The sequence below is a fragment of the Natronorubrum halophilum genome (genome assembly GCF_003670115.1).
In the GTDB taxonomy this organism is placed as follows: domain Archaea; phylum Halobacteriota; class Halobacteria; order Halobacteriales; family Natrialbaceae; genus Natronorubrum; species Natronorubrum halophilum.
In genome coordinates this window covers 1,062,479-1,086,130 of record NZ_QQTY01000001.1, presented here as the reverse complement: position 1 = coordinate 1,086,130, position 23,652 = coordinate 1,062,479, and the positions used below count along the sequence as shown (strand labels likewise).

Below are 23,652 nucleotides of genomic sequence, written 5' to 3'. Positions count from 1 at the left end.
AGACCTGAGCGAGGAGCGCGGACGATGCGATCGGTGCGTAACTCGTTTCAGTTGTTACTCGAGTGGATCGGCTCCTCGAGTCGCGCCCAGCCGATCGCATCGAGCACGACGATTCGCCCCCTGTGACGGACGTAGACGCCGTTGTACTCGCGACCCGCCCCGTTGTGGTACGGCAGTGAGCCGCGAACGGCGTCGACGACGGACCAGGCTCCCTCGTGCTCGAGGGTGACGTGTTCCCACTCGTCGCGGGCGTCGTTCTGAACGGCGCGGTCGAGCGCGCGTCGGGCGCTGGGGATCTCGTCCAGTCGTTGCGAACTGCTGTCGACGATGGTTGCCCCTGCTGGGATCCCGTCGTGGCCGACGATTCGGGCACCGAGGTCCGCCTTCGATCGCGACGGGCAGTCGGTCCGTTGGCCCTGTTGAAGCATGTAGCCGGCGACTGCAGCCGTTCCGACGGCGAGCAACGACAGCGCCATCTCTCTACCCCTGATCATCATGGGAGTACGTTACAGTAACTGACTAAGTATCTTTCGCAAGAATGTTTCTTTCTAATACGTTTGTTTCCGAAAAACAATCTCGACGTTCGGCTGAGTTACCTCCTTCTACGTCCCTACACGAGTCGCGTCACGTTCGTCGTGATCATCCCACCGACCACGAGCAAGGCGATGGCGACGACCGATGCCGCCCGATAGAGCGACAGGACATCGCTCGCCGGTTCGCGTAATTTCTTGCCGTTGAGCCCCGCCTCGAGTTGCTTTCCGCCGATCTCGATGAGTCCGGCCAGAACCGCCCAGAGTGCGACCATCCCGAGCACGAGGTGCCCGTTGGTCGTGTTGAAGAGGCTCTCGGAGGTGTATCGCGTTCCGGCGAGATGGCCGCCCGAGGCGAGCAAGACGAGGGCGCTCACGCGGGAAATCGTCGTAAGCTTTCCCGAGATGACCTCGAGGGGTTTCGTCGTGTTGAACGCACCGTCCCTGGCAAGCGGCAAGATGACGAACGTGACGTAGAAGACGCTTCCAGCCCAGATCGCGGCGAATACGAGGTGAATCGTCTGGGCGAGGAACGTATCAACCATACCGAGTTGCTCGGCGAGTGGGTGTATCAGCGTTCCGACTCGCGGCCGTCTCCGCCGCCCCCCGTTCGCGGTTTCCACGTCCGAGCGGGAACGAACTCGAGCACGAACGCTCGCGCTGGGGATAACGGCGTTCCGATACAGCGAGACGACGCCGTACGATCAGTCACTCGAGCCAGTCGGGAACCCACGCCACCAGTCGTCGCCGGAACAGGGCGTAGGCGAGCGACAGGGTGACGCCGCCGAGCACGACGGTGCGAATCCACCCCCCGAAGACGACCAGTGCGGGGACGGCGAGCGCGACGGCGAGGGCGGCATCCTCGGGTGCACCGTCGTACCGGATCCAGCGTCGGGGCCGGATCCACCGTCCGCGGACGTGGTCGTACACCGCCCGCTCGCTCCGGTCGTTCCACGGGTCCATCTCGGGACCGCCGCCGATCGCGTCGCTGGCGGCGTGAAGCCACGCGGCGACGGCGAACGCCGCGAGCGCTGTCGTGACGCTCGAGGGGAATTCGATCGCAATCGCGACGGCCGGAACGGCGACCGCGAGCCCGCCGATCGGGTAGTGGAACGTTCGTCGATGGACGAGCACGAGGTCGAAATCCGGCGCGAACCCGCCGAGGATCGCACCGACCGCGAGCGACAGTGCGAATTCGGGGACCTGATACGCGACGGGAGCGACGACGGCGAGCCCGGCGAAGACGTGCGTGGTCGCCATCATCGGTACGAAACGCTCCACCGGGAGCGGGAAAAGGGTACGCGAACCGGCGGTCCACGGACGGCCTACTCGAGGTTCTCGCCCTGATAGCTGCCCTCGTAGACGTCCTCGTGATCGGCTTCGGCGAAGACCAACTGAGCGATCCGAGCACCGCGTGCGATTTCGATGTCGTGGTGAACCTGCAACAGTCCTTCGCCGCGCCCCTCGTAGCCGGCGTCCCAGACCGCCGTGTTCAACATACACGAGTTGCGCATCAGCGACGAGCGGGGATAGACGAAGCCGATGTGTCCCTCGGGGATCCGAATCTGCTCGCCGTATCTGGCAACGTAAATCCCCTCGGGCAGGTAGTAGGTGTCGGGATCTTTCTTCTCGAGTTCCTCGAGCGGGCGGGCGACGCGGTCGCCGACCTCTTTGCCGTCTCGACCGATGCGACCCGGCTCGAGTTGCTCGAAGACGACGTCGAGGGTGAGATCGACGCCGTTGGGCTGGATCTGCTCGTCGGTCGTCGGCGAGACGTGCTCGGCGACGAACGCACCGGAACGGAACATACGAACAGCAAGAAGGCTTACTGGTGAGTGCGTTTCGATTTCTCCCCGATAGACGAACGTCGACTACAGGGGTGCCGAGCCGTCCCTTCCCTTTGTCTGGCGTAACCTCCGGTGTTCGGCGATTTCGCCGCTCGCCGTCGAGGCACCGGCGTCGAAGACGACTTCCTTGCCGACCGGTTACCTGTGTCGGACCCGACAGCCGGGCTGTCGACCGTGAAGTGTACCGATCAAATCATGAACGTCTTTGAACTTACCAGTTCCTCGGACGTGATCGGGTAAGACGCCAAACGACCGGGTGAGCGTCTCGACGGACGACGGCAACATCACTCAAACCAACATATTTCTTCTCACGTATGCCCAACCACTCGGCAATAATTACGTGAAAAATACCATCCTGGGAAGATTCTACATGGTCGATCCTATGGAAACACGCTGGATTTATCACGCCGGAAAGCCGAGTTCTGTGTGCTATGGGACAAACACTCACCGAGAAGATTCTTGACGATCACCTCGTCGAGGGCGAACTCGAAACCGGCGAGGAGATCGGTATCGAGATCGACCAGGTGCTTACTCAGGACACGACTGGGACCATGGTTTGGCTCCAGTTCGAAGCGATGGGACTGGACGAGGTCCAGACCGAGATCGCAGCCCAGTACTGCGATCACCAGACCTACCAGTTCGACTTTAAGAACACCGACGACCACCGTTTCCTCCGCTCTGCAGCCGGCACATACGGCGCACATTTCTCTCGCCCCGGCAACGGTATCTGTCACAACGTTCACCGCGAAAACTTCGCCGCACCCGGCAAGACCCTGCTGGGTTCGGACAGCCACACGCCGACCCCCGGCGGGATCGGCGAACTCGCCATCGGCTCCGGCGGGATCGACGTCACCGTCGCCATGGGCGGCGCACCCTACTACATCGAGATGCCCGAGATCGTCAGCGTTCGCCTCGAGGGCGAACTCCCCGAGTGGGCCACCGCGAAGGACGTCATCTTGGAGCTGCTCCGTCGCCTCTCCGTCAAAGGCGGCGTCGGCAAGATCCTCGAGTACACGGGTCCGGGTGTCGAGACGCTCACCGCACCCGAGCGCATGACGATCACCAACATGGGCACGGAACTCGGCGCGACCACCTCGATCTTCCCGACCGACCACCAGACCGAGGATTACCTAGAGCGCGTCGGCCGCGGCGACGAGTACGTCGAACTCCAGCCCGACGACGACGCCGACTACGACGACGAAATCGTCGTCGACCTCTCCGACCTCGAGCCGCTGATCGCCCAGCCCTCGATGCCGGACAAGGTCGTTCCCGTCAGCGAAGTCGAAGGCGAGTCCGTCGAGCAGGTCATCGTCGGCTCCTGTACCAACGGCGGCTACGAGGACATCCTCCCCGTCGCCAAGATGCTCGAGGGTCGCGAGACCTCGATGGAGACCGAGACGATCGTCGCCCCCGGCTCCAAACAAGCGAGTGAAATGCTCGCCCGCGAGGGCTGGGTCGCGGAGATGATGGCCGCCGGCGTCAACTTCTCCGAGGCGACCTGCGGTGCGTGTATCGGTATCGGTCACGTCCCGTCCTCCGATTCCGTCTCGCTGCGAACGTTCAACCGCAACTTCGAGGGTCGCTCCGGAATCGAAGACGACAACGTCTATCTCTGTTCGCCGGAGGTCGCCGCCGCCGCGTCGCTCAAGGGCGAAATCATCGACCCACGGAACCTCGCCGACGAACTCGACGATCTCGAGGCCCCCGGCGTCGAACTCCCCGACGAGTACGACGGCTCCAAGACGGACCTCATCGCCCCCGACGAGGCCGTCGACGACGAACTCATCAAGGGGCCGAACATCGGCGACGTCCCGCTGAAAGACCAGCTGGATTCGGACATCTCCGGCGAGGCGCTCCTGAAGATGGAGGACAACATCACGACCGATCACATCATCCCGGCGACCCAGGACATCCTGATGTACCGGTCGAACGTCCCCAAACTCTCCGAGTTCACCCTCTCGCGCGTCGACGACACCTTCGCCCAGCGCGCCCTCGAGGCCGACGGCGGATTCCTCGTCGCGGGCGAGAACTACGGCCAGGGCTCCTCGCGAGAACACGCCGCCCTCTGTCCGATGTATCTGGGCATCGAGGGCGTCCTCGCACAGAGCTTCGCCCGGATCCACCGCGCGAACCTCTTTAACTTCGGGATCGTCCCGCTGACGATCGACGAGGACACCTACGAGAACATCGATCAGGGCGACGAAATCGAGATCGTCGACGACGTCTACGACGCCGTCACGAGCGGACAGGAGGAGTTCACCGTCCGCGTCGGCGACGAGGAGTACACCGCGACGCTGGACGCCTCCGAACGCGAGCGCGCAATCCTCGCTGCCGGCGGCAAGCTCGCGTGGACGAAAGAGCAGGCCGAAGGCGGCAGCGGAGCGACGCCCGCCGACGACTGATCGGCTCGCTCGCCGAACCGAGACGCCAATTCGATTTTTTCGCTCCGACGAACACTCCGTAGCCGATACTATTTATCCACCGGCCGTACAGATCGGCTATGGAATCTCCGTCGCGTGACTTCCTCGTCGAACTGCTCGAGACGCCCTCGCCGTCGGGCTACGAAACGCGTGGTCAGCGCGTCTGGCTCGACTACGTCGAACGGTTCGCGGACGACGTTCGGACGGACGCCTACGGGAACGCCATCGCCGTCCACGAGGGTGATCCCGACGCGCCCGAAGTGGTCCTCACCGGCCACGCCGACGAGATCGGATTCATCGTCAGATCGATCGACGAGAACGGATTCGTCAGACCGGGACGCATCGGCGGCAGCGACCCGTCGGTTTCGCAGGGTCAACACGTCACGATCCACGCCGCGGACGGCCCCGTCGAGGGCGTGATCGGGCAGACCGCGATCCACCTCCGCGAGGACGACGACGGCGATACCGACATCTCTGACCTCTGGATCGACGTCGGGGCCGAAGACGAGGAGGAGGCGAACGAACGCCTCGAGGTCGGCGATCCGATCACGTTCTCGTCGACGGTCTCCTGGCTCTCCGAGACGCGGCTGGCCGCCCGCGGGCTCGACAACCGCGTCGGGACGTGGGCCGCCGCCGAGGGGTTTCGCAACGCGGTCGAGGACGGCACCGAGGCGACCGTCTACGCCGTCTCGACCGTCCAGGAGGAAGTCGGCGTCAAAGGGGCGCAGATGGTCGGATTCGACTTAGAGCCCGACGCCGTGGTCGTCGTCGACGTCGGTCACGCGATCGACTACCCCTCGGCACCGAGCGAGAAGACGAGTCGGATGGAACTCGGCGAAGGGCCGGCCCTGGGACGGGGGAGTACGAACCACCCGACGCTCTTCGAGGCGCTCCGCTCGGTCGCCGATGATGGCGAGATCGACGTACAGGTCGAAGCGCTGGGCCTCGGGACGGGCACGGACGCCGACGGCTTCTTCACCGCGGCCGGCGGGATCCCCTCGCAGGTGGTCAGCGTGCCCAACCGGTACATGCACACCCCCGTCGAGGTGATCGACACCGACGATCTCGAGGCCGTCGCGACGTTGCTCGGCGACTTCGCGAGTCGCGCAGGCGAGTTCGAGCCGTTCGCCGTCGACATCTGACCACTCGTCGATACGGGACGGCGAGCGTCGCGAACGCGAGGTGCAACGCCGGTGCTCCGCTTTCAGAAGCGATCGATCGAGAACTGCTCGATCGGGTGGGTCGTTTCGCCCTCGAGTGCGAGGTCGGCCGCGATCTCGCCGATCACGCTGGCGAACTTGAAGCCGTGACCGGAGAAGCCGGCGGCGACGGTCACCTGCGGGTGGTCGGGCAGCGTGTCGAGGACGAAGTGACCGTCCGGCGTGTTCGTAAAGAGGCAGGTCTGCAGGCCCATCGTCGGACCGGCCCCCTCGGGGAAGTACCCCTCGGCGAACTCGCGGAGCAGTCGCTCGTCCGCCTGCGTCGGTTCGCGCTCGAAAGCGTCGGGATCGACCGTCTCCTCGCGGTGGTGATAGCGACCGAACTTGAACCCCGGAACGTCGTGGACGGGGAAGCCGTAGTATCGGCCCTCGGGGACCTGCAGGTTCCAGACCGGGAATCGGTCGGGCTCGAAGTGTTCGGGCACGCGGGGCTGGAGCCACGCGAGCACCTGTCGTTCGGGAACGGCGATTCCCTCGAGCGCATCGACGAACCGGGCCGCCCAGGCACCCGCCGTGATCACCAGCCTGTCCGCCTCGTACGCGTCGTAGTCCGTCTCGACCCGGACGCCGCCGTCGGCCGTGGGCCGCCAGTCGACGACGCGCTCTCTCGCGCGGATCGTCGCTCCCGCACGGTGGGCGCGGTCGACGTGTGCGACGATACACTGTTCCGGTACGAGGAAGCCGCCGTCGGGCTGGTAGATCGCCTCGTACCCCTCGGGAAGGTCGTACCCGGGATACCGTTCCGAGAGTTCCGCACTCGAGAGCCGTTCGTACTCGAGGTCGTGTTCCGCGCAGGACTCCCTCGAGCGCTCCACGAGGGGGTCGTCGGCGGGGCCGGCGTCGATCGACCCGGTTCTGTACAGCAGTTTCCGGTCGTGGTCGACCTCGAGGTCCCGCCACAGTTCGTCCGCCCGTCGGAGGAGCGGGACGTAGGCGCTCCCCTCGTAGTAAGCCAGTCGGAAGATCCGGGTGCTGCCGTGCGAGGAGCCGTAGCCGTGGGGTACGTCGTAGCGCTCGAGGCCGAGAACGTCCGCGCTTCGATCGGCGAGGTGAGCGACCGCCGCGCTGCCCATTCCGCCGACGCCGACGACGATCGCGTCGTATCGATCGGTCATAGGTGGCGCTGCAACGGGGGTAGCGAAAACAGTTGGCATACTGGCGACCGTCACGTCGTCGGTCGTCCGGCTTCTCGATCGGTTTGTCCGATCGTCTCCCGCGCGATGGGACGGGTTCGACGTCCGCCTTGTCCGACCGACCCGTCCGTATCAGTCGTCGGCGTCGTCGCTGCGTTCGCGGAGCCGTCGCTTCTGTCGACGCTCGGTCACGTGGTCGATGCCGTCGGCCAACTCGTCTCTGACCTCGGTCTCGAAGTCGTCGACCTCCTCGAGGAACTCGGTCGAGAACTCCTCGACGAGTTCGAAGGTCCACTGGTCGCTGACCGCGCCAGCGGGGAGGTGATCGTCGCGGAGGGCGTCGGCCCACTCGTCGTGGTCGGCCTCGCGGAGGGCGTCCTCGGCGTCGCTCATCCGATCCATCGCGTGGCCGAGTTCGTGGTGGAACTCGAGCAGACTGCCGTAGGCGCGGTGGAGGTGCTCGGTGCCGAGTTGCATCTCGTGGAGAGCTTTCGCTTCGGCGTCGGTCAACTCGAGGTCGTCCGGATCACTCGTCATAGCCGTCGAACCACGGACACGCTAAAAGACGTTTCAGGTGTGGCAACCGGTACCGATACTCGACGACGAGACCGAGGGCGAAACGCTATCAATGATGGACTGTCTATACTTCGTGAACGCGATGGCGATACTCGACGATCTCTCGGGCTACGAGTTCGAGGATCTCATGGAGGACGTGTTTCGAAACCTCGGCTACGAGAGCGTCCGCCAATCGAGGCGAACGGCCGACGAAGGGCGGGACATCTTGATGGAAGAGGTCGTCGACGGTCGACGGCGGGCGATCGTCGTCGAGTGCAAGCACACGGAGACCGTGGGCCGACCGGTGATCCAGAAGCTGCACTCGGCGGTCGAGACCTACGACTACGACGGGCCGGTTCGAGGACTGGTGGTAACGTCCGGACGCTTTACCGACCCCGCCCGAGAGTACGCGCGGGGTCTGGGAACCAGACGGGACGGCGGCGTCGAACTCATAGACGGGAAAGACATCAGAGAGATCAGCGGTGAGATCGGCATGGACCTCTACAACGGCCGGATCGAGATCCTCTGTGAAGAGGCGCTTCGACCGACTCACCCGACCGCCGGCCGGGACGCGCCCGTCTTCGAGGCCGCACACGAGATCGAAAATCTCGAGGCCGCGACGATTCCGACGCCCGAGACGACCGTCTCCCTCGAGCCGATGGTGACCGTCCACACGAAGACGAGCGCGACGTTCGAGACGACCGTCGGCGTCGTCCACCAGGTCGACGAGTCGAACGACCTCGTGATCCGCGCCGACGGCGACTCGCCGCGGATCGCGACCGGTGACGTCAGAGACCTCGTCGCGAACCCGTCGGCACCCCGGATCGATCTCGAGGCCGGCGATATCGAGGGCACCTTCGACGACGTCACGCGCGCGCGGTTCGGCCGGACCGAGACGACCTACAAGCAGTGGGCCATCGATCGGCTTCAGCAGGTTCACACGACGACGGTCCAGTACACGGGCGGCAACCACGTCGACTACGAGAAGACGTGCACGCCGAAGCGATCGGACGTCTCGATCTGGTCGATCGATCCCGTCTACGTGCCCCACGTCCGGTCCCGGCTTCCGCTCGGAGAGTACGACTATCAGTACGCGTACTACGCTGCCGGCCCCTCGCGGTCGACCACGACGAACGAACTCCGCCAGTGCGTTCACTGCGATACGAACGGAGCGAGCGCGAACTACACGTACTGCGACAACTGCGGCAGCATCAACTGCGACGATCACATCGAAACGGAGCGCCTCGAGGGCGAACCCGTCTGTACCGACTGTGCGGTGACCGGGCAATTCGCGTTCGATACCAAGTACTTCTACGACGAGGCGAACCTCGAGGCCTTCCGCGAGGAGTACGCCGAGATGCCAATCCACGAGAAGGCGACGGAGAACGTGCCACTGGCCATCGGGACCGCCGTCTGTGTGCTGTTAGTGGCGCTTTCCGTGGCGATTTTCGCCGCGAGTTCGGCCGGACTGGTGTAGGCTGTACCGGGTTCGGACGCTGCTGGCGAGACCGGACCGCGGACCATCGGGTTCGCGGATCGGCTGTACCCATTACGAAGGCAACGTGCGAAATCCCAGATGCGACCGTCTCTACGAACTCTGTCGTCGCCGTCTGTTCCTCACGGAAGCCGACTACGCCTCGAGCAGCGCCCTCGAGGAGTTCCCGACGATCAACACGCCGCTGGCGACCAGCGCGACGGTCGTCACCAGCGGATTCAACAGCCCCGCCAGCGCGGCGGGGATCACGATCGCGTTGTAGACGAGCGCCAGCCCGAGGTTCTGGACGACGCGACCGTGGGCGGCACGCGCCAGCGCGAACGCCCGCTCGACCGCGGCCAGGTCGTCCTCGACGATCGCGAGATCGGCCGCGTCGGCGGCGAGAGCCGTCCCGCTGCCCAGCGAGATGCCCAGGTCCGCCGCGGCGAGGGCGGGGGCGTCGTTCGTCCCGTCGCCGACCATCGCCACGCGGTTCTCGGCGCGGAGCCGTCGGATCGCCGCCGTCTTTCCGGCGGGCGGGACGTCCGCGAAGACGCGTTCGACGCCCGGATGCTGGCGGAACCGAGTCGCCGCCGCGTCGTCGTCTCCGGTGAGTACCACGACGTCGACGCCGCTCTCGTCCAACGCCGTCACGGTCTCCGCCCACTCGTCGCGCGTTTCGTCGCCGACGACGGCGAGTCCCTCCGCGCGCCCGTCCCGACCGACGACGACGGGGAGCAGTCCGGATTCTCGCGCGTCCGCGACCCGCGACTCGAGGTCGTCCTCGAGCGTCCACCCACGTTCCCGAAAGCAGTCGGGATGGCCGACGAGGATCCGCCGTCCGTCGACGAGCCCCTCGACGCCGGTGGCGTGGCGCTCGAACTCCCGCACCGCGCCGGCCCCAGGCTCCTCGTCCGCGTTTTCGTCGGCGACCCCGCCGTCGGTTCGCGCCGACTCGGTTCCGTCGCTTCCGTCGCTATCGTCGGCGAAGGCGTCCGCGATTGCTGCCGCCGCCGGGTGCGACGCGCGCCGCTCTATCGCCCCCGCCGCTCGTAAGAGGTCCGGCGGCGCGTCCGCTTCGAGGACGGTCATCTCGCCGGTCGTCAGCGTCCCGGTCTTGTCGAAGACGACGACGTCGACGGTTCGGAGCCGCTCGAAGACACTCTCGTCGAAAACGACGATCCCGGCATCGAGGGCGTCGCGGATGCTCGAGGCGATCGAACACGGGGTTGCGAGCCCGAACGCCCACGGACTCGCGACGACGAGCGTCAGGAGCGCGGCCATCGCCGCGGCAGTCGCGCTCGCGCCCAGCAGGAGGCTGCCCAGGCCGACGACGGCGACAGCACCGATAACGAAGGGGAGCGCCATCGCAGCGAGCGCGTCGGCCCGGTGCTGGACGCCGTGGGTGGCGCTCTGGAGATTCCAGACGGTGCGCGTGAGCTGATCGATACTGCTCGTCGTCCGATCGCCGACGGCGACGACCGCGGCGTCGTCGGTCACGATCGATCCGCCAATCACCGCGTCTCCCGCGCTTTTCGAGACGGGGAGGGACTCGCCGGTCACGACCGCCTCGTCGACGGTACACTCCCCTTCTGCGAGGTGGCCGTCGACCGGGATTCGCTCGCCAGCGCGAACGAGCAGGCGGTCGTCGGCCGCGACGTCCTCGACCGGACGCTCGCGCGTCGTTCCGTCGGACTCGAGGATGCGGGCCGTCCCGACCTGCGAAACCGTGAGGTCGGTCAGTCGGTTCAACGCCGTGCGCTTGACCGTCGCCTCGTAGAAGACCGCGGCCATCACGGTCGCGGCGACGAGGATCGTCAGGTCGTAGTAGATCTCCGGTCGACCGACGGCGAAGGCGACCGTTCCGTAGCAGTAGGCGGCGACGATCGTGAACGCCGCGAGCAGGTGCGTACTCGGCTGCCGGAGTTTCAGACTCACGTACGCGCCGCGCAGGATCGGCATCCCGGTCAGGTAGAGGACGATCCCGGTCGTCACGAGGAACGCCGGCAGAAACAGGAGGCCGTCGAAACTCGCGAACGCCTCCCCGTAGGTCTCGAACAGCCAGTAGTCGGACACTTCCGAGAGGTAGACCGGGTAAAACACCGTCGCGTACGGAACCAGCAGGAACGAACCGAAGACGACCCCGATGATGTAGCGCAACTCGAGGACGGTCTCCGAGCGGCGCTTTCGCATGCCCCGCATCTCTCGTGACCGGTGAGTGGTACTTGCGTCGGTCGTCGCATCGTTAGTATCCCCCCTCTCCGTGGCCGCCTTCCGTCGATACGCCGTGTAACCGGTCGTGCTCAGGGCGTCCTCGAGGGCCGTCGCCGAGATGCGATCGGGATCGTGATCGACCCGGACCGTCTCCGTGACGTAGCTCGCCGCCGCGGCCGAGACGCCGCGTTGGTTCTCGGCGATCGATTCGAGGTAGGACTCACAGAGCGCCGAGTGCATGCCGTCGATTCGGAAGAACGTGCGCTCGCGATCCTCGCTCGGGCCGTTGCGACCCTCGGGGGCAACGACGGGGTTCGCGTCACCGTTTCCATCACTGTCGTCGCTGCCGCCGCTGCCGTCGCTTTCTCCGCTACCGCTGCCCCTTTCACTTTTGCTGCTGTCGTCGTTTCCGCCGCTACCGCCGCTGTCGGCACGTTCGCTCTCGCGGTCGGGATCGTCGAGCACTCGATCGATCTCGCGACAGCCGGGCGAACAGAACGGCTCCTCGAGCCGTGAACCCGACTTCGCCGTCCCGCCGTACGCCGTCCCGCACAGTTGACAGCGGTTGCGTTTGGTTTCGCGGTCGCTCACCACGCGAGTAGCTCCATCCTCGAGCGCCATAACAGTGACCGACGGTGGGCCGTCCGTTCCGTTACCTTCGTTCGACGATGGCTCCGCGCTCTCCGACCGCGACCGAGCGGTCGGGGCCGGTCGAGACCGCCAGGAGCGCGCCGGATGCGTCGGCGTCGAACTGCTCCCAGTCGGCCGTCGGCGTCGCTCGCTCGCAAACCGTGCCGTCGCCGGTACAGACGACCGTTCGCTCTCCGCGGCGAGCGATCCCGTTCAGCGAGCCGTCGGCGACGCGTTCGGGGGTCCACGTCGCCCCATCGTGGCGGTGGACGACGCCGTCGTCGGCGCTCACCAGGCAGTCTTCGCGCCCCGTCGTCGCGATATCGGTGAGCGTCCCGTCGGCGCTCTCGAGCCCGATCCGCTCGAACGACTCGCCGCCGTCGGTCGTCTCGAAGATGCCGTCGTTGGTGTCACAGCAGTAGCCGACGCCGTCGTCGGCGAGCGCGACGCCGCTCAGACTCGAGCCGCCGCCCGGCTTGTCGGGACCGACCCACTCGAGCGCACCGTCGCGATACCGTCCGCGGAGGATCGCCCCGGAGCCGGTTATCAGGAGGACCGTCTCCGCGTCGCTTCCGCCGCCGACGGCGACGCCGAGCCAGTTGTTGGTGACGTCCTCCGGGGCCGTGTAGTCCGTGTGGCGTCCGGTCTCGACGTCGATGCGGCCCAGCGAGCCGCTGTCGCCCGCGACCCACACCGCGTCGCCGTCGACCGTCGCGTCGGCCCCGCGGAGGTCGTTTCCCCGGGCCGCCGGCCCGTCCTCGAGAACGACCGACCACTCGTCGGCGCCGTCGCCGGCGAGGACGGTACCGCCGTCACCGACCGCGTAGACCCCGCCCGTCGCCGGAACGGTTACGTCGCGTAACGTCGCGTCAGCGGATGCATCGACGGAGTGCCACGATATGCCGGCGTCCGTGGATGCAGTCGCCGTCTCCTCTCGCGGCTCGCCGCGCTCGTCGCCGGCCGCCGATCCGGCGTTCTCGAGCGTCTTCGCGCCGGTTTGGCGCTCGATCGAGCGCTCCGCCGTCGTCTTCTGCGACTCGGAACCGGGCGTCTCCGCCGTCGTCGCGCTTGGGGATGCGGTCGAGGCCGTTGGGCTCTCGGATGCACCCGGCGTCGTGACTGAGTCGGCCTCCGCTTCTGATCCGGCGCGTTCCGCTCCGCTCTTTCGTTCCCGCCCGTCTTCGCTCGAGGGCTCGGACCCGCTGCTCGAGGGCGTCTCGTCGCGCGGTCGTGCCCGCCCGCGTCGAAGATACAACACGACGGGCGGGACGGCGTACGATGCGAGTGCGAGGGCGGCGAACCAGCGGTGGACGATCGTAAGCGTCCCGAACGCCGTCAGCCCGGCCGTCGCGACGGCGTGGATCCACGTCTTCGTGTAGTTGCGAAAGAAGCGAACGAATCCGTTCGTGTCGTCGCGAGCGGTGGTGGTACTCATCGTCGTATCTGTGATTTCTGCGAGCGACCGGTGCGGGCGGCACGATCGCGACTCGAGTACACCGTATCGGATCGGCGGGCAAAAGTTCACTGCAGGCGAACGCACTCCGTCGAGACGACCGATGGAACGGTGGCGAACGGGGCGTTCACCCGTTCGGCTGCGTTCTGCCGAAACGATCGCTACTCGACGAGGCCGCTTCGACGAGGCCGGCGCGCCGTCCCGACGGAAACGGTGAGAATACCGTTGTTGTAGACGGCCTCGCGATCGTCCGTAAAGACGCGGCGAGGGGCCGGTGGTGCGACGGACCGCTCGAGCGTCGTCTCGTCGCGGTCGACCAGCAGTCTAATCTCCCTCGGGCTTACGGTGACCGTGATATCGTCCACGTCGTCGGGAAAGAGATCCGCGGCGACGGTCAGTCGGTCGGCGGCGTGATCGTAGATCGCCCGCGTCGGAAACGCTCGCGTCACGGTGTTCGTGGAGGGGGACACGGTACCGCGTTCCGGAGCCAGTCGGAAATCGCTCCCCGTGTACTGGTGTCCCCTTGATATCCCCACCCGTTTTGCAACCCCTATCGAGCGTTTTCCCTCGCACGCAGAACGGATTCAGAGGTATCCCAGATCCGCCAGTCGCTCTTTCGTTCCCGCGCGCATCGCGACGTCGGTTCTCTCTCTGGTCTCTTCGATCGGTTCGAACCGCTTGTCGAGTCGATCGCGGAGCGCTCGGACCCGCTCGGGCTTCCTGGCCGAGATGTCGGTGCGTTCGTGCGGATCCGTCTTCACGTGGTGGAGTCGCTCGAACCCATCGTCCCCGTGGACGTACTTGTACTCGTCCGTGCGGACGGCCCGGAGTCGACGGTCGAACTCCCGAACTCGGTCGGGAATCTCGCCGAAACGGGCCTCGAGCCGATCGATTGAGGGCTGTGGAGCGACGTACTCGGCGAAGACGGCCGCTCGCGGTTCGGCCTTCGAACTCGGATGCATCGAGCGTCCGGATCCCTGTTTCGTGAGTTCGGGATCGTCGATTTCGAGGGTATCGAGGAACGTCGCTGGCAGGTCGAGCAACTGGACGAGATCAGTCCGACGCCCGCCGCCGGTGAACGGGCCGCCGTGGAGCACGAGCGGCACGTTGATCAGCGTATCGTAGAGGTTGTACTGGTGACCGAAGAAGCCGTGTTCGCCGATGTGCTCGCCGTGGTCGCCACAGACGACGAAGAGGGTGTCCTCCCACTCGCCGGCGTCCTCGAGCGCTGCTCGGAGCCGGCCGAGTTGGTCATCCACGTAGGAGAGTTCGGCTTCGTACAGCCCACTGAGAAGTTCGAGATCCCGTTCGGAGAGAGCGTAGTCCTCGCAGTCGTAAGCGCGGGGGTCCTGTCGAACGTCCGTCGCCTCGTCGTAGCTCGCGTCCTCGGGAAGGAACCGTTCGGCGTACTCTCGAGGCGGATCGTACGTGACGTGGGGTTCGATGAAGTTACAGAACAGGAAGAATGGGCGGTCGTCCTCGCGCGCCTCGAGCCAGTTCGCGATCCACTTCGTTGACCGGTTGGCACCGTCGTCGCCGGCCGGCTGGAACACTTCGCTGTAGAGGATGTTGGCCGCGTTGACGAACGGGTTGCCGTCGAACAGCCGATTTCGGGTGGCCTGCAGTTTCTCGCGAACGTCCTCGCCGCGGACGACGGCACCCATATCCGAGTCGGACTGGATGTACTGCCAGCCCTTCCGGAGGTCGTCGAAGCCGTGGTGGAACCCGAACTCCTCGGTGATCCAGGTGTTGTTCGAGACGCCGATCGTCTCGTACCCCGAGTCGGCGAACGACTCGGGGAGGGACCGCAACCCCTCGTCGAGGTAGGTGTGACCGCCGTGCGTGCCGTGTTCGGAAGGATACGTCCCCGTGAACATCGACGCGTGGGAGGGCAACGTCCACGGGGCGGTCGCGAAAGCGTTGTCGAAGGTCGTTCCCTCCTCGGCAAGTTCGGTCAGCGCCGGGGTCGTCTTCGGACCGCTGCTCTTTGCTCGAGCCGTATCGAGAACGACGAGGACGACGTTCCGCACGGATTGATGTGACTCCGAATCACGCCCGTTAGCCGACGAACTCTCGGTTTCGGTAGATCCCGCCATGGTTATCACAACTCCGCCCTTCGCAGGGAAGGCCACCGCCCCGGAGTATGCAGGTGGTTCACGATATTGGAATGTGCCCGAAACCTCGATATTATCGGCCACGAGATCCTCCACCGGCAGTGTCAGTCCGTCCCGATCGAACAGGACGATCGCGCAGTCGTGGCGACGGCCGCAGGTCGGTGATTCTCCACGTAGCAGCGGGTACACGCGCGGCTGGCGGACGACGCGTGCACTCGAGCCGTCGCGGATCGTTCGACGCTCCTAACTCGCTCGCCCTCTTCGGTCGAACCGATGCCACCGCGCGCGTTCCGGATCGCCTACGACGGCACCGGCTACTACGGCTTCCAGCGCCAGCCCGACGTCGCTACCGTCGAGGATACCGTCTTCGACGCCCTGCGCGCGCTCGAGGTCCTCGACGCCGACAAACCCGTCGGCTACGCCGCGGCCGGTCGAACCGACGCCGGCGTCTCCGCGCTCGCCCAGACCATCGCGTTCGAGAGCCCGGAGTGGCTCTCGCCGCGGGCGTTCAACGCCGAACTCCCCGCCGATATCCGGGCGTGGGCGGCTACGGACGTGCCCGCCGCGTTCCACGCGACCCACGACGCGAGCCGTCGGGAGTATACGTACCACCTGTACGCGCCGACCGACGCCGGCGATTCGATCGAGACCGAGGCCGAACCCGTCGACGACGACCGCTTCCACGCCGCCTGTGCGGCCCTCTCCGGCACCCACGACGTTCACAACCTCACGCCTGACGATCACAACACCGAGCGCTCGCCGACGCTCGAGGCGACCCGCGACGGCGACTACCTGATCGTGACGGTCACCGCCGGCGGCTTCGCCCGCGAACTCGTCCGTCGCCTCGTCTCGCTCGCCCGCGCCGTCGGAGCCGGGATGGATTCGCCCGCGAAGATCGACCGCGCGTTCGACTCCGAACCGCTGCCCGGCCACGAGGGCGTCGCGCCCGCACCCCCGGAGCCGCTCGTGCTGACCGCCGTCGACTACCCCGGCCTCGAGTTCGACACCGACGAGGAGGCGGCTGCGAGCGCGCGAGAACTCTTCGAGGCGCGGCGGATCGAGCGCCGAACGGGCGCGCGAGTGGCGGGGCGGTTGGCCGACGGCGTCCGGTGAGCGCACGAACGCTTTTGATAATCGGGACGAACGGTTTCGAGCATGGAACTGTCGCCGGAAGAGTACGGTGCGTACTGGCGAGCGTCACTTCACGTCGCAGCGGGTGTGATAATCGTCTTTCTGGGTTATCAGGTCGCCTCGCCGCTGTTCGCGTACTCCACCGCCGGTGCGGTCGGCATCGGAATTTTCCTGTTCGTCGCGCTCGTCGTCGCGGGGTCGTTCGTCGCGATGCTCGGCGTCGCTCGCACCGTTCGGACGGCCGTCGACGCCGAAATGCGCGGCTGAGTTCGGTTACCGGTCGCTTGAGGGGCGATTCCTGCGGCGATTCTACTCCCGTCTCAGCGTCCCGCAGTAACACGCGCTACCGCCGGAGCCGAACGCTACGTACGGGTTCGATGAACGGGAGTGCTCGTGTCCGTCGGAACGACACTCTCCACCGTCCGCTGATTCTTTTATCAGCGTTCGAGTCGAGTGCTACGATTTGCGACGCACGCGAGTGCGGGGAGTACATATGTTCACAGATTCCACGCGATCGTCTTGCGAAGACGGCGTTCAGCGGCCGGGAAGGGAGGAACTGAGAGTACGGGACTACGTCCAACCGCTCGCGTTTCCGGCCGGCGCGATCGTCCTCGCAGTCGTCCAGATCACGGTCTGGAACGCGCCCGCCGTCGAGGCGTTTTTGCTCTCGTTTCTGATCGTTACGGTCGGACTCCAGGGCATCTGGGCGTTTCTCGGTCACTACTTCAAAGCCGATATGGTCGCCGCGCTCATCGGCTGGCCGACCGGGAACCCCTTCCAGACGGAGATCGCGTTCGCGAACCTCGCGTTCGGCGTCCTCGGTCTGCTCTGTCTCGTCTTTGACGGCGGATTCTGGATCGCGACCACGATCGGTGTCTCGATCTTCCTGCTCGGTGCCGCCTCCGTACACGTCCGTGATATCCGCACGCGGGGGGATCTCAATCCCGACAACGCGGGGGGAATTCTCGTCACCGACGTGTTGGTCCCGATCGTGTTGCTCGCGCTCGTCGCGCTACTCCACGTGTAGGTTCCGCGGTTCGACCGGTCTTCGAGAGACTACCCGCTGTCTCCCACAGCGCGTGTCAACGCGATCCGTGCTCCGTTCCCGCGTAACCGATTTCGGTTCGTGAACAGAGATATATTCGTCCGGTCCCTTGGCTCTCTCATGAGCGAATCCGCCCCGGAGCAGTCCCCAGAGGACGAGGTTCGAGAAGCGGTCTCCCTGTTTCTCCAGCGGAACTTCCCCCAGATCCAGGCCCACGGCGGCGACTCGTCGATCACCGAGGTCGACTTGGAGGAGGGCCGCGTCTCGATCAACCTCAGCGGCGCGTGTAGCGGCTGCGGCGTCAGTCCGATGACGACGCAGGCGATCCAGCGTCGCCTTCCGAACGAGGTCGAGGCGATCGACACCGTCTCGGTAAGCACCGGGTTCGACGGCCTCTCGGAGGGAACGTCCCGCGATATCTCCGACGACGTCCCGTTCTGAGTGCGTCGGCCACCGTTCGGGTCACTCCCACGCCTCGGGCCAGATCTCCGCGGCCTTCATTCCCGGCTCGTACTCCTGTTCTCGCAGTTGCGCGCGCAGTTCCTCCGCCTCGATCCGCGCCACGTCCGTCCGCGTCAGCTCTCGAACCAGCAGCGCCGTCAGCATGGCGTGCTCCCGCAGATTCCGGGGATCGACCTTGTCCCGCGTATCCGCCGCCGTATGCCCCCAGCCGCGACCGCGTTCGCCGCCCGACGGCGGTTCGCTGTGCAACTGCAGCGCCGGCACGCCCGCCTGCAGGAACGGCCAGTGATCGCTGAACGGGTGCGGATCCGGCTCGTGGACGACCGGTTGCCCCGCCGCGTCCGTTACCTCCTCGGCCACCTCCGCCAGCGCCTCGGAGCCGTGCGAGTACGCCCGCAGGTTCCGGAACCGCCCCGCGCCGTCGACGTTGACCACCGCGCGGATCGACTCGAGGTCGAACGCGTCGGCCATCGCCCCGGCACCCAGCAATCCGATCTCCTCGCAGCCGACGCCGGCGATTCTGACGCGGCACTCGAGGGTATCCTCGATCGCGGACAGAATCGACGTCGCGGCCGCGACCGTCGCGATGCCACAGCCGTTGTCGAGCGCGCCCTCGGCGATGTCGTGGGCGTCGTAGTGGGCCACGACGAGTACCTCGTCGTCCGTCTCCGCATCTCGCGAGTCGTGCTCGCTCGAACGCTCCGAGGCGCGCGGCGTCTCACCGCCGAGCGTTCCGTGAACGTTCTGACTCGAGCCGTCTTCGGTCGCGGCGTCCACCCGAAGTCGAGCGCGGCCCCCGCGGTCGGCGTACTCCGTCAGCCAGTCGTGGGTCTCGGCGCTGACGCCGACGCCGGGAACGGCGGCTTCGCCGTCGAACTTCAGGGCTCCCGTCGGCGGCAGTTGTCCGGGGACGTGGTTGGCGAAGACGAACGCTTCCGCGCCCGCCGCGACCGCGTGGCCGTACTTCTCCATCCGGTGGACGAACCGCTGACCCGACGGCGTCGTGGTGCTCGCGACCGCAACGCCGCCCTGGAGGTCGACGTCCTCGAGTTCCGGCGGCGTGCCGTAGCCGACGTCGACCAGCGGCCCCTCGACATCGCCCGCCGGCGAGTACGGGAGCGCGATCGCCTCGAACGAGCGATCGATGCCTCCGGTGTTCCCGCTCGCCGCGTCGTCATCTTTGCCCTCCAGCACGGCGAACTCGGTGATGGCCCGCTCCCAGTACTGCATCGGGAACGACTGGAACTGCACGTTCTCGAGGCCCGCGCTCGAAAGCGTCTCGCGAACGATCTCGGCCGCTCGTCGTTCGCTCGGCGAGCCTCCCATTCGATGGGGGAGTTCGGTTAACCGCGTCAGCAGGTTCCACGCTCGATCGTCGGTCCACGCGCGACCGAGCGCGCGCTCGAGGCGGTCGTCGATGGGTGCGCTCTCGTCCATACTCGGACTTCCACGTTCGAACGGAATATGCTAGCGGTCGTCGAAATCGGACCGGGTGCGCGACGGCGGCGCGTGGCCACCGTTTCGCTCGACTCGTCCCTCCCTATCACCACCGTTGCGCCCCGCCGTGTGCCGTGTTCGCTGTCCGACACGCTTTACCACCTCCGTTCCGAAGCGCGTGGTATGAGTTCCGTTCCCGAACGCTCCGAGGTCGACGAGGAATATACCTGGGATCTCGAGAGCATCTATGCGACGGACGACGACTGGGAGGACGCCTCCGAGGCCGTCGCCGAGCGCGTCACCGATCTCGCCGCCTACGAGGGACAGGTTACCGACGACGCCAAAACGCTTCTCGAGGTGCTCGAGCTCCGCGACGAGATCATGCGCGAGGTCTCGATGGTCGCAGCCTACGCTCGGATGCGCCGCGACGAGGACACGACGAACCAGCAGTACCAGGCGCTGACCGCCCGCGCGCAGTCGCTCGCAGCCGACGCGCAGTCCGCGGCCTCCTTCATCGACCCCGAGATTCAGGAGCTGACTCGCGAGGAGTTCGAGACGATGGTCGAGACCGAATCCGGTCTCGAGACTTACGACCACTATATCGACGACGTGCTCCGGATGAAACCCCACACGCGCTCGGCGGAGGTCGAGGAACTCCTCGCGGACCTGAGCGAGGTCACGGGCGCGACCGGTGAAGTGTACACCATGCTCTCGAACGCGGATATGGCGTTTCCGACGGTCGAAGACGGCGACGGCGAGCCCGTCGAGATCACCCAGAGCAACTTCGTCAACCTGCTCAAACGCCCCGATCGGGAGTTCCGCCAGCGCGTCTACGAGGGGTACTTCGACGAGTGGGAGTCCGTCCGGAACACGGTCGCGGCCGCCTACAAGAACAGCGTGAAGGCTGACGTCAAGATAGCCCAGGCGCGAAACTACGACACCGCACGCGAGGCCGCCCTCGACGGGCCGAACGTCCCGGTCGACGTCTACGACACGCTCGTCGATACCGTCCACGACAACCTCGACAAGCTTCACCACCACGCCGAACTCAAACGACAGGCCCTCGAGGTCGACGATCTTCAGATGTGGGACGTGTACATGCCCCTGACCGGCGACGAGGGACCCGACGTCGAGTACGATCGGGCGACCGAGTACATCGTCGACGCGCTGGCTCCCCTCGGCGACGAGTACCAGTCCCGCGTCGCGGACGGGCTCGACTCCCAGTGGGTCGACGTCTACGAGAACGAGGGCAAACAGTCCGGCGCATATTCGGGCGGCACCTACGACACCCAGCCGTTCATCCTGATGAACTACCAGGACGACATCTCCTCGATGTACACGCTGGCCCACGAACTCGGCCACTCGATGCACTCCGAGTTGACACAGGACGCCCAGCCGTACGTCTACTCGGGTTACGAGATCTTCGTCGCCGAGGTCGCGAGCACGGTCAACGAGACGCTGTTGACGAACCACCTCCTCGAGACCGTCGACGACCCCGAGTTCCGGAAACACGTCTTGAACGAGTTCTTAGAACGCGTGCGCTCGACCCTCTACCGCCAGACCCTGTTCGCCGAGTTCGAACACGACACGCACGAACTCGAGGAGGGGGGCGAACCGCTCACGGCCGACCGGCTGGACGAAATCTACCGGGGGCTCAAGGAGGACTACTACGAACCCGCAACGATCGACGACCGAATCGCCACCGAATGGATGCGGATTCCCCACTTCTACCGGGCGTTCTACGTCTACCAGTACGCGACCGGCATCTCGGCCGCGTTGGCTATCGTCGACGACATCCTTCCAAACGGACCCGGAAGCGAACCGAACCGCGACGCCGCCGAGGACTACCTCGAGTTCCTCCGCCGCGGTTCCCGGGAATACCCGCTCGACCTGCTCCGGATCGCCGGCGTCGACATGAGCAGTTCGGAGCCGATCGATCGGGCCCTGGGGACGTACGGGCAGCGTCTCGAGGAGATGGACGCGTTGCTCGAGTAACCCGCTGCGTTTTCCCCTGTCGATCGAACCGAAACCACTACTGGTAGTGATATGTAACGTGGCCTAACGAATGGCTGCAATCGAGACGACCGGACTGACGAAGCGGTACGGTGAGACGCTCGCCGTCGACGACTTCGAGTTGTCGATCCCCGAGGGTGTCGTCTACGGCTTCCTCGGTCCGAACGGCGCGGGCAAGACGACGATGCGGTTGCTGACCAGTCTCGTCCGGCCCTCGAGCGGAACCGTCGCCGGCGTCACCGTCGGCGGTGTCGTCGTCGCACGTCTGCTGTACCGGCGTGCCGTCTCTCAGTTCGAACGCTACACGCTTTCCTGACCCGGTCACCTTCGCAGGTTCGCTCTCGCGTCCGACTCGGACTCGAGTCCGGGACCACCGGACAAACCGCCGTCTCGCGTCGAACAGCCGCTAGCGCCGTCATCACCGCTGTACCCCGATCAGAGGCCCGTATCTCGCAGGTATTCCCCCGTCTGTGGTCGGATTCGAAAACCGTCCGGGACCCAAAGGCACATTTATCATCCGGGACTTACCAGCGTACGTCAGGATGTCTCGAAGCCCGTCTATCCCAGACCGACCTCACCGCGATATCGATCCCGACCTTCCCGACGATGAGCGGCTCGAGGCGCTCCGCGGGCATTATACGGATCTCGTGGACGTCAACGAACAACTCTCCGAGCAACTCGAAGACGCCGACCAGCGCCGCCAGCGCCTGCGCGAGCGCGTCGACCGCGTCGAACGAGAAAACGAGACGCTCAAAAGCTCGTCGCTGTACATCGCCACCGTCGAGGACGTCCTCGGCGACGACGAGGTAATCGTCAAGCAACACGGCAACAATCAGGAGGTGCTCACCGACGTCTCGCCGCAGATCGTCGAGCAGGTCGAGCCCGGCGATCGCGTCGCCGTCAACGATTCCTTCGCGATTCAGACCGTGCTCAACGCCGAGACCGACGCGCGCGCGCAGTCGATGGAGATCACGGCGCGTCCCGAGGTCACCTACGCGGATATTGGCGGCATCAATGACCAGGTTCGGGAAGTCCGCGAGGCCGTCGAGCAGCCGCTCGCCGAGCCCGAACTGTTCGACGAAGTCGGGATCGATCCCCCGAGCGGCGTTCTCCTCCACGGTCCGCCGGGAACCGGCAAGACGATGCTCGCCAAAGCCGTCGCCAACGAGACCAACGCCACGTTCATCAAGATGGCCGGCTCGGAACTCGTCCGCAAGTTCATCGGCGAGGGCTCCCGACTCGTCCGCGACCTCTTCGAGATGGCCCGCGAACGCGAACCGGCTATCATCTTCATCGACGAGATCGACGCCATCGCCACCACCCGCTCGGAGTCGAAGACCTCCGGCGACGCCGAGGTCCAGCGAACCATGATGCAACTCCTGAGCGAAATGGACGGCTTCGAGGCCCGCGGCGAGATCCGTATCATCGCCGCGACCAATCGCTTCGACATGCTCGACCGCGCGATCCTCCGCCCCGGCCGATTCGACCGCCTCATCGAAGTGCCCGAACCGGACCGCGACGGCCGCGAGCAGATCCTCGAGATCCACACCCGCGGCATGAACGTCGACGACGCGGTGGACTTTGCGGACCTCGCCGACGACACCGACGGCTACTCCGGTGCCGAAATCGAGAGCCTCGCCACCGAAGCCGGCATGTTCGCCATCCGCGGCGACCGCGACGAAGTCATCCACCAGGACTTCGTCGAGGCCCTGGAGAAGATCGAGAAGGACGACTCGAGCGAGGTCATCTCTTCGGCCGGCTACTTCTACCAGTAACCAACGAAGTTTTACGCTGCGAACTTTTGCGCTGCGGTCTGTTGCGCTGGCGGCTTCGCCGCGCAGCGCAACGTCCCTCGGCAAAATCTCGAGAGAGCAACGCTCTCTCGGACCTCGCGGGATCTTCGATCCCGCTTCGCTTCGATGAAAAGCCCCCTCCTTCCGTTTCGGTCCCTTCGGGACCTCGGCTCACGGCGTC

Annotated in this window: 20 protein-coding genes and 1 pseudogene; 10 read left to right on the top strand and 11 right to left on the bottom strand. The window is 65.9% G+C overall.

Translation table 11 applies throughout. The annotated features are described in order from the left end of the window. Nucleotides 1-47: 47 nt before the first annotated feature. The 4 genes from DWB23_RS05145 to DWB23_RS05130 all read right to left on the bottom strand — a co-directional run bounded on the left by DWB23_RS05145 (nt 48) and on the right by DWB23_RS05130 (nt 2,338). A complete protein-coding gene (locus DWB23_RS05145; protein WP_121741705.1) occupies nt 48-497 on the bottom strand; it encodes a hypothetical protein in 450 nt (149 codons plus the stop codon). A 113-nt stretch (nt 498-610) separates the two neighbouring features. Beyond that, on the bottom strand, nt 611-1,075 hold the full coding sequence (locus DWB23_RS05140; protein WP_121741704.1) for a copper resistance protein CopD: 465 nt from the start codon (nt 1,073-1,075) through the stop codon (nt 611-613). A gap of 163 nt (nt 1,076-1,238) precedes the next feature. Further along, nucleotides 1,239-1,793 carry a metal-dependent hydrolase gene (locus DWB23_RS05135; RefSeq protein ID WP_121741703.1) on the bottom strand — a complete coding sequence of 185 codons (555 nt, stop codon included), beginning with the start codon at nt 1,791-1,793 and terminating at the stop codon, nt 1,239-1,241. A gap of 62 nt (nt 1,794-1,855) precedes the next feature. After that, nucleotides 1,856-2,338 carry a deoxyuridine 5'-triphosphate nucleotidohydrolase gene (locus tag DWB23_RS05130; protein ID WP_121741702.1) on the bottom strand — a complete coding sequence of 161 codons (483 nt, stop codon included), beginning with the start codon at nt 2,336-2,338 and terminating at the stop codon, nt 1,856-1,858. Between the two features lie 470 nt (nt 2,339-2,808). Here DWB23_RS05130 and DWB23_RS05125 point away from each other — a divergent pair, with 470 nt between their 5' ends. Continuing rightward, nucleotides 2,809-4,779, top strand: a complete 1,971-nt coding sequence (locus tag DWB23_RS05125; protein ID WP_121741701.1) for an aconitate hydratase — start codon at nt 2,809-2,811, stop codon at nt 4,777-4,779. A 98-nt stretch (nt 4,780-4,877) separates the two neighbouring features. Further along, on the top strand, nt 4,878-5,939 hold the full coding sequence (locus DWB23_RS05120) for a zinc-binding metallopeptidase family protein (protein ID WP_121741700.1): 1,062 nt from the start codon (nt 4,878-4,880) through the stop codon (nt 5,937-5,939). A 62-nt stretch (nt 5,940-6,001) separates the two neighbouring features. Here DWB23_RS05120 and solA read toward each other — a convergent pair whose 3' ends face one another. Both solA and DWB23_RS05110 read right to left on the bottom strand, forming a co-directional pair. Next, on the bottom strand, nt 6,002-7,132 hold the full coding sequence (gene solA / locus DWB23_RS05115; RefSeq protein WP_121741699.1) for an N-methyl-L-tryptophan oxidase: 1,131 nt from the start codon (nt 7,130-7,132) through the stop codon (nt 6,002-6,004). A gap of 150 nt (nt 7,133-7,282) precedes the next feature. Further along, a complete protein-coding gene (locus DWB23_RS05110) occupies nt 7,283-7,687 on the bottom strand; it encodes a hypothetical protein (protein ID WP_121741698.1) in 405 nt (134 codons plus the stop codon). Between the two features lie 121 nt (nt 7,688-7,808). Between DWB23_RS05110 and DWB23_RS05105 the strand changes: the two genes are divergently transcribed. Next, nucleotides 7,809-9,182: a restriction endonuclease gene (locus DWB23_RS05105; protein WP_121741936.1), complete on the top strand. Its 1,374-nt coding sequence runs from the start codon at nt 7,809-7,811 to the stop codon at nt 9,180-9,182. A gap of 153 nt (nt 9,183-9,335) precedes the next feature. Here DWB23_RS05105 and DWB23_RS05100 read toward each other — a convergent pair whose 3' ends face one another. The 4 genes from DWB23_RS05100 to DWB23_RS05085 all read right to left on the bottom strand — a co-directional run bounded on the left by DWB23_RS05100 (nt 9,336) and on the right by DWB23_RS05085 (nt 15,572). After that, a complete protein-coding gene (locus DWB23_RS05100) occupies nt 9,336-11,984 on the bottom strand; it encodes a heavy metal translocating P-type ATPase (protein ID WP_121741935.1) in 2,649 nt (882 codons plus the stop codon). A 61-nt stretch (nt 11,985-12,045) separates the two neighbouring features. Next, on the bottom strand, nt 12,046-13,458 hold the full coding sequence (locus tag DWB23_RS05095) for a WD40/YVTN/BNR-like repeat-containing protein (protein ID WP_121741697.1): 1,413 nt from the start codon (nt 13,456-13,458) through the stop codon (nt 12,046-12,048). 179 nt (nt 13,459-13,637) lie between these two features. Then, a complete protein-coding gene (locus tag DWB23_RS05090; protein WP_121741696.1) occupies nt 13,638-13,946 on the bottom strand; it encodes a hypothetical protein in 309 nt (102 codons plus the stop codon). Between the two features lie 114 nt (nt 13,947-14,060). Continuing rightward, nucleotides 14,061-15,572 (bottom strand): sulfatase, encoded by a 1,512-nt coding sequence (locus DWB23_RS05085; protein ID WP_162989750.1) that lies wholly within the window; start codon nt 15,570-15,572, stop codon nt 14,061-14,063. 291 nt (nt 15,573-15,863) lie between these two features. On the opposite strand from DWB23_RS05085, the gene truA reads away from it, so the two are divergent. The 4 genes from truA (at nt 15,864) to DWB23_RS05065 (ending at nt 18,207) form a co-directional block, all read left to right on the top strand. Then, entirely contained in the window at nt 15,864-16,703 is an 840-nt protein-coding gene (gene truA, locus DWB23_RS05080; RefSeq protein ID WP_121741694.1) for a tRNA pseudouridine(38-40) synthase TruA, read from the top strand. Between the two features lie 42 nt (nt 16,704-16,745). Beyond that, complete coding sequence (locus DWB23_RS05075) at nt 16,746-16,988, top strand: hypothetical protein (protein ID WP_121741693.1); 243 nt, start codon at nt 16,746-16,748, stop codon at nt 16,986-16,988. A gap of 226 nt (nt 16,989-17,214) precedes the next feature. Then, nucleotides 17,215-17,748, top strand: a complete 534-nt coding sequence (locus DWB23_RS05070; RefSeq protein WP_121741692.1) for a DUF6790 family protein — start codon at nt 17,215-17,217, stop codon at nt 17,746-17,748. A gap of 138 nt (nt 17,749-17,886) precedes the next feature. Then, complete coding sequence (locus DWB23_RS05065; protein ID WP_121741691.1) at nt 17,887-18,207, top strand: NifU family protein; 321 nt, start codon at nt 17,887-17,889, stop codon at nt 18,205-18,207. Between the two features lie 21 nt (nt 18,208-18,228). On the opposite strand, the gene DWB23_RS05060 is transcribed toward DWB23_RS05065, so the two are convergent. Further along, on the bottom strand, nt 18,229-19,665 hold the full coding sequence (locus tag DWB23_RS05060) for a M28 family peptidase (RefSeq protein WP_121741690.1): 1,437 nt from the start codon (nt 19,663-19,665) through the stop codon (nt 18,229-18,231). A gap of 183 nt (nt 19,666-19,848) precedes the next feature. On the opposite strand from DWB23_RS05060, the gene pepF reads away from it, so the two are divergent. The 3 genes and pseudogenes from pepF to pan2 all read left to right on the top strand — a co-directional run bounded on the left by pepF (nt 19,849) and on the right by pan2 (nt 23,453). Further along, entirely contained in the window at nt 19,849-21,660 is a 1,812-nt protein-coding gene (pepF, locus tag DWB23_RS05055) for an oligoendopeptidase F (RefSeq protein ID WP_121741689.1), read from the top strand. Between the two features lie 70 nt (nt 21,661-21,730). After that, nucleotides 21,731-21,913: pseudogene (locus DWB23_RS05050) on the top strand (ATP-binding cassette domain-containing protein); the annotation flags it as partial. A 307-nt stretch (nt 21,914-22,220) separates the two neighbouring features. Next, entirely contained in the window at nt 22,221-23,453 is a 1,233-nt protein-coding gene (pan2, locus tag DWB23_RS05045; RefSeq protein ID WP_121741687.1) for a proteasome-activating nucleotidase Pan2, read from the top strand. The last annotated feature ends 199 nt before the right edge of the window (nt 23,454-23,652 follow it).

What these genes read in the sequence shown, in the direction of transcription:
- DWB23_RS05070 (WP_121741692.1), top strand. Translation starts at nt 17,215, where the DNA reads ATGTTCACAGATTCCACGCGATCGTCTTGCGAAGACGGCGTTCAGCGG.
- DWB23_RS05075 (WP_121741693.1), top strand. Translation starts at nt 16,746, where the DNA reads ATGGAACTGTCGCCGGAAGAGTACGGTGCGTACTGGCGAGCGTCACTT.
- DWB23_RS05085 (WP_162989750.1), bottom strand. Translation starts at nt 15,572, where the DNA reads ATGGCGGGATCTACCGAAACCGAGAGTTCGTCGGCTAACGGGCGTGAT.
- DWB23_RS05125 (WP_121741701.1), top strand. Translation starts at nt 2,809, where the DNA reads ATGGGACAAACACTCACCGAGAAGATTCTTGACGATCACCTCGTCGAG.
- pepF (WP_121741689.1), top strand. Translation starts at nt 19,849, where the DNA reads ATGAGTTCCGTTCCCGAACGCTCCGAGGTCGACGAGGAATATACCTGG.
- DWB23_RS05110 (WP_121741698.1), bottom strand. Translation starts at nt 7,687, where the DNA reads ATGACGAGTGATCCGGACGACCTCGAGTTGACCGACGCCGAAGCGAAA.
- DWB23_RS05065 (WP_121741691.1), top strand. Translation starts at nt 17,887, where the DNA reads ATGAGCGAATCCGCCCCGGAGCAGTCCCCAGAGGACGAGGTTCGAGAA.
- DWB23_RS05130 (WP_121741702.1), bottom strand. Translation starts at nt 2,338, where the DNA reads ATGTTCCGTTCCGGTGCGTTCGTCGCCGAGCACGTCTCGCCGACGACC.
- solA (WP_121741699.1), bottom strand. Translation starts at nt 7,132, where the DNA reads ATGACCGATCGATACGACGCGATCGTCGTCGGCGTCGGCGGAATGGGC.
- DWB23_RS05135 (WP_121741703.1), bottom strand. Translation starts at nt 1,793, where the DNA reads ATGATGGCGACCACGCACGTCTTCGCCGGGCTCGCCGTCGTCGCTCCC.
- DWB23_RS05095 (WP_121741697.1), bottom strand. Translation starts at nt 13,458, where the DNA reads ATGAGTACCACCACCGCTCGCGACGACACGAACGGATTCGTTCGCTTC.
- truA (WP_121741694.1), top strand. Translation starts at nt 15,864, where the DNA reads ATGCCACCGCGCGCGTTCCGGATCGCCTACGACGGCACCGGCTACTAC.
- DWB23_RS05140 (WP_121741704.1), bottom strand. Translation starts at nt 1,075, where the DNA reads ATGGTTGATACGTTCCTCGCCCAGACGATTCACCTCGTATTCGCCGCG.
- pan2 (WP_121741687.1), top strand. Translation starts at nt 22,221, where the DNA reads ATGTCTCGAAGCCCGTCTATCCCAGACCGACCTCACCGCGATATCGAT.
- DWB23_RS05105 (WP_121741936.1), top strand. Translation starts at nt 7,809, where the DNA reads ATGGCGATACTCGACGATCTCTCGGGCTACGAGTTCGAGGATCTCATG.
- DWB23_RS05060 (WP_121741690.1), bottom strand. Translation starts at nt 19,665, where the DNA reads ATGGACGAGAGCGCACCCATCGACGACCGCCTCGAGCGCGCGCTCGGT.
- DWB23_RS05145 (WP_121741705.1), bottom strand. Translation starts at nt 497, where the DNA reads ATGATGATCAGGGGTAGAGAGATGGCGCTGTCGTTGCTCGCCGTCGGA.
- DWB23_RS05120 (WP_121741700.1), top strand. Translation starts at nt 4,878, where the DNA reads ATGGAATCTCCGTCGCGTGACTTCCTCGTCGAACTGCTCGAGACGCCC.